We start from the raw sequence: 5,017 nt of genomic DNA, 5'->3' as shown, positions 1-5,017 counted from the left end.
GCCGGCCGCCGCCGAAGCCGGTGCCGTCGGCATTGGTGAGGGTGACGTTGGGATCGAGCTGCACCGGGCCGGAATTGACCGCGGCCTCGCGCACGGTCTTCGCGGCATCGAGTCCGCCGAACGCCGGGGCCTTCGCGCGGGCACCGACGCCACCGAGGCCGCCGAAGCGGAAGGGAAAGAGCGCCATGACGAACTCCAGGGTCCAAGCAGCCATCGACCGATCCCTCAAGGGGGAATGTCATTGGGTCGGAGGCTCGCATGGCCGAGGACGGTGCCGCATCACCCAATTGGGTTGGGCTTGGCGCGGCCATTGCGTTTATGGGCGGTCGTCCGGCACATCGCCAGCCTGAGGCTCGACACGAGGGCCGCGGTGTCGATTAGACCTAGCCCTATTGAACGCGTCCGCCCCTACGCTCAAGATGCGTCCAATAGAGTATATTTGACATTTTGGACGCAATACACTTCTATCTCTAGACCCTAACGGACACATTGGGCGGGAGACGGGGCATGTCGGGCGCGCTTGTGGGATATGGACGGACCAGCACCACCGAGCAGGAGGCGGGCCTTGAAGCCCAGCGCCGCGACCTTGCAGCCGCCGGGTGCGCGAAGGTCTACCTTGAGCGCGCATCCGCCGTCAGCGAGCGGCCTGTGCTCCGCCAGGTGCTCGACTACGTGCGCGATGGGGACACGCTCGTCATCTCCAAGATCGACCGTCTCGCGCGTTCCACCATCAATCTATGGGAGATCGTTCGCGACCTCGACGCGAAAGGTGTTGGCCTCCGAGTGCTCAACCTGGGCGGCGAGGTGGTTGACACGCGCAGTGCCACAGGGCGCCTCATACTGACGATCTTCGCCGGCTTCGCTCAGTTCGAACGCGAGATGATGCTAGAGCGGCAGCGCGAGGGGATTGCGAAGGCCAAGGCGGAAGGGAAATACGCCGGCCGCAAGCCCACCGCGCGCGCCAAGGCTGCCGACGCGATGAAACTGCACGCCCAGGGCAAGACACCCACCGAGATTGCCAAGGCCCTCGGAATCGGCCGGGCCTCGGTTTACCGGATCATCGAAGGTCGGCAAGATTCTTAGGATAGCTTCCGTGCGCGATTGTAAAGATTGACGACGCTGCGTCGTGCGCCGGCATGCTTTAGTCCCAGGCCCCGTCGAAACAGTTCAGGAACCTCATAGGGCGCCTTGTCGCCAAAAATGATGCCATGACGGACGAGTGCCGAGACCTCATGCGGGGCAAGTCCCAGCTGATTGATCACGTTCTCTGTAAGTGGTACGGAGAGCTCATCGGCTTGAGATTTAAACTTCGCGAAAACAGCCTTCAGTTCTCCGATCTCTTCCTCGGTTTCATTGACCTTCGCGGTGCTCGTCGAATCTACCGCAGTGCGTAGCCCACGCGGGATAAGAAGCCTATTGTTATAGGTCACAAGCTCTTCACTGTCGGGATCGACTTTTGCCGCATTAGCGAGCAGCCGCACCAAGTCGCGGGGCACGAGCCTACCGCGTAGGTCTGATAGGACGGCGATAATCCAAGTTGCCGTATAGGCTTCACGGGTGCGGCGGCCGGGCACATCATCAGGTCCGAGCTTGGTGCCCCATAGCGGCTCAAGTGCTGTTGCGCGCTCTGCCGACGACAACTTGTGGAACTGATCGTTCCACAAGTCTGGGAGCGCTCCTGATTGTGCAGCAAGCCAAGCGGCCAGTTCCAGCACATCGTCTTCCGTCCAGGTTAGCGCGAACGGGATATATTCGCGGCGGAACTGGTCTAGATTCTGTCGGATGGCGGCCTCTACCGTGTCACGCCTGACGAAAGTTAGTAGCCCGATAGGCCGCCGCGGCTCCGATCGGAGCTTTTGCGGCAAAGAAATCAGCAACGCGCGCATTGCAAGTTCGACACCTGGATCACTTACCGAGGTGTAAAGCTCTTCAAGTCCTTCGAAAATTGCGACGATCGATTTCCCCCGAGTGCGCAGAGCGTCGAACAGGGCTTCACCTGCCCCTGCTTCCCGCGGTTTGAATCCCAAGCTCCAAGCAACGATATCGATCCAGATCGAAACCCAAGCGCTTTCCCCCAAATCTGCGGCGAGACGCTCCTTGAGAAAGGCTGTCGTATCATAGACGCTGAGAGGGCTCTCGAATCCCAATTCGCTACTCGCTGCTTGACGCGCCTCGTCCACCTCGCGGAGGAAAGTCTCACTCGATTGAACTGATGCTGCGATTGGAACCACCTGGGCGGAAACCGCGTCACTTTCGCCGACTAGGTCCTCGACGACCGCACTCCACTCCTTTTTCGACACGATGAATCGCGCCGCCAACGTCTTGCCGGTGCCCTTGGCACCTTCTGCGATCGCGATCGGCACTTCGGATTTATATCGTGACGCAAGCGCGCCCAGCGGCTGGGTCACGAGGGGCCTGGGTACTTGGCCCTGCACATTTTCCGCTGCGATTAATCGGTTTGCGAATGCCGCAAGCGCGCGACGGCCTTCTCCTGCCGGTGGCGCCGATACCGGTGAGGGCCGGTCAGCGGCCCTGACCGATAGCTCCGTGGCGAGGAATTCATCACTGCCCTCGGCAAGCGCACGCGAAAAGCCGCTGTTGCGTAGCTGGTCAACAAAGTCGCGCCACCCTCCGGTGGGCACCTGCATGTCCGGAAGTTCCGGTACATCGACTTGGATGAATGGCTCAATCTCAGGGAGGCTCGCATAGACATCTTCGCTTGCGCTCACCTCAGCTGAAACATCAGCGACGAGCGAACTAACGAGTTCTGCTGCCAACGGCTCCGTGAGCTTCTTGTCCATTCCCGTCTGCCGGAAAATGAGCGGAACGCGGTTGACAACAAGCAATGGCCGGCGAGGTGTCGCGCCCGCGCGCCGGAACTCGCGTGCCAGGAACGCCGCAAAACCCGAGGTTGCGCGGATAGACTGTTCGGCCAGGCTGGTGACGATGATTGGTGAAACGTCGGGGTCCATAGCCAAATTGACACCGAGTGGCACAAGCCCGGCCCGAACGTCGACTACAACTCCAGCCGCACCCAGATACTCGGCTACATCCGACAGGAGGTCGGCTAAAGCGAACGGACGCTGCGGGGTAGACAAATGCTCGGGTCGGATCGAGGAACTAGCGAGCTCGGCGATATCGCGTCGCAATGGCAGCACGAAAATGTTGCCGGGCAGATGATGGTCCCGCAACCGCTCCGCGACAAAGCGCGTCGTCGCCGGTGCTCCTTCTGCCTCTTCAGCATGCGCGAGAGTGATCAGATCCTCGAGCGAAATCTTCGGTCGTCCGGCAAAGGCTTCGAATAGATAGCTGATGCCGGGAGCCTCAAGATCCGCGTCCACGAGCAAAATTGGTTGGCTCGCCGATTCAGCCCAATGTAATGCAAATGCAACCGCGGTGGTTGTACGGCCAGTCCCGCCCTTGACACTTAGTGCAGCGGCGATTGGAACCCGCCGCCTATTCGTCTGCGCTGCTGACCTCCTAAAATCAATCATTCCATCGACAACGCCGAACGGCTGGCGAGCGCTCGGCTGTACGACGCCGCACTCGATCGTGACAGGAAGATCGGCTCCGGCTGCAGCCCCCTCAAGCTCGATCCGGAGTGGATCTTGCTTCACTCGCGACGGGAAAAGCGTCTCAAGTGCGTTAGCGACGCGCTCAATCTCAACCGGCGCATCAGCCTCTAACAATAGTCCAAACCAACCGACGCGCGCAGCGGCGATCGCTGGTGGGAACGGGGAGCTGCCCGGCACGATTGTGGCGAGGCGTCGTGCGACGTCCAGCCAAGTCATCGGTGATTGATCGGACAAGCTCATCGATTGTTCCTAGCCCACTCAATGAGGGATGTTAGCCATTCACACACTGCGCTGGTATCTCGAATCTTTTCGCCATAGCGCCACGCTTCGTGAAGAATCGTCGGGTCGCCAGATTGCCCGGTCCGCTCGACAACAATCCTGGGGGCCGCCTTAATGCTGGCCCGAGAAACATTGAGCGCGTGGATGAGGCCGTGGATATCGTGACCGAAGCTACGAGCAGAGCGCGCTCTGCCGCGAGCTTCGTCGGTCATCTTCAAATTGTTTTGCAGCATATATACCGCCTTGAGGCTGCACTCAGCGGCGTAGAATAGCAGCAGCGCCGCTGAATCAACGTTGTGCTGCCGCTCGCGCTCAGCGGACGCAAGAAGCTCCTCGGAGCGGCGCCTCAACGCCAGCACAGGCGGATTAATCAATTTCAATCCAAAGCAGTTTCCGTCCAACCTTTGACGGACGAGTTGGCGCTGTCAACATTGTCCGCGATGCCCGCGAATCTCGCCTTTCCGTCCTCTCCTTTAGCCTCCCATACGAACCTCGGCGGGCTCTCGCCGCCAAAGTTCGCCAAGTTGTCGCCCAAGGACCAAAACCCAGCCGGACCTAACTTATGACCGGGAGGAATGTGAGCAGCACGTCAGGTCGGTGGTTCGTCATCAGGGTGGCGACATCGCGCGATAAGGCGATTTCGCCTTCCCAGCCGTCCAGGCAAGCGCTCCAAATCGCATTATTTTTGTAGGTTGAATGGTGATTGTGGGTGGGCTCGAACTACGGACATCCGATGTCACAGGCGGATTGCCAGCACTACCGCACCGCCACCCACTGCACACATCGCGCCTCGGCTTTGGTGGCGACAGGGTGGCGACATTGGCTCACTGAGATCAGGTTTCCCGGCGCTTAAAACGCAGTAAAATATTGATTTAATTACATTAAAATTGGTGTCCCGGAAGGGATTCGAACCCCTGACCTGCGGTTTAGGAAACCGCTGCTCTATCCTGCTGAGCTACCGGGACACGCCGCTGTCTTTTAATCGGCCACCGGCGCCGTGGGAAGGGCCGCGGGAGGGGCGTCTGTGGGTTGGCCTGGTGAGCGACTGTCTTGTTAGTCAAGCGGTTTGTTCGCGCCATGGTTGCTGATCCCGGACGATGGCGTTGAGGATGGTGATGAGCTTTCTGGCGACGGCGATGAGGGCGACGAGCTTGGGTTTGCCC

Annotated in this window: 4 protein-coding genes, 1 tRNA gene and 1 pseudogene; 1 reads left to right on the top strand and 5 read right to left on the bottom strand. The window is 60.0% G+C overall.

The annotated features are described in order from the left end of the window. The coding region (locus D9R14_RS22645; RefSeq protein ID WP_147453089.1) for a hypothetical protein at positions 1-214 on the bottom strand (214 nt) is incomplete at its 3' end. A 293-nt stretch (positions 215-507) separates the two neighbouring features. Here D9R14_RS22645 and D9R14_RS22640 point away from each other — a divergent pair. Further along, complete coding sequence (locus D9R14_RS22640) at positions 508-1,083, top strand: recombinase family protein (protein ID WP_121625931.1); 576 nt, start codon at positions 508-510, stop codon at positions 1,081-1,083. On the opposite strand, the gene D9R14_RS22995 is transcribed toward D9R14_RS22640, so the two are convergent. The 4 genes and pseudogenes from D9R14_RS22995 to D9R14_RS22625 all read right to left on the bottom strand — a co-directional run. Next, complete coding sequence (locus D9R14_RS22995) at positions 1,080-3,815, bottom strand: KGGVGR-motif variant AAA ATPase (RefSeq protein WP_147453088.1); 2,736 nt, start codon at positions 3,813-3,815, stop codon at positions 1,080-1,082. The genes D9R14_RS22640 and D9R14_RS22995 overlap by 4 nt on opposite strands. Further along, positions 3,812-4,234, bottom strand: a complete 423-nt coding sequence (locus D9R14_RS22990) for a hypothetical protein (protein WP_147453087.1) — start codon at positions 4,232-4,234, stop codon at positions 3,812-3,814. Before D9R14_RS22990 ends, D9R14_RS22995 begins: the two co-directional genes overlap by 4 nt. A 508-nt stretch (positions 4,235-4,742) precedes the next feature. Continuing rightward, positions 4,743-4,819, bottom strand: a tRNA-Arg gene (locus D9R14_RS22630). Positions 4,820-4,911: 92 nt separating this feature from the next. Further along, a pseudogene (locus D9R14_RS22625) lies at positions 4,912-5,017 on the bottom strand (IS110 family transposase); the annotation flags it as partial.

It is taken from the genome of Xanthobacter tagetidis, from assembly GCF_003667445.1.
GTDB lineage: Bacteria > Pseudomonadota > Alphaproteobacteria > Rhizobiales > Xanthobacteraceae > Xanthobacter > Xanthobacter tagetidis.
This window is presented reverse-complemented; position numbering and strand designations above follow the sequence as displayed.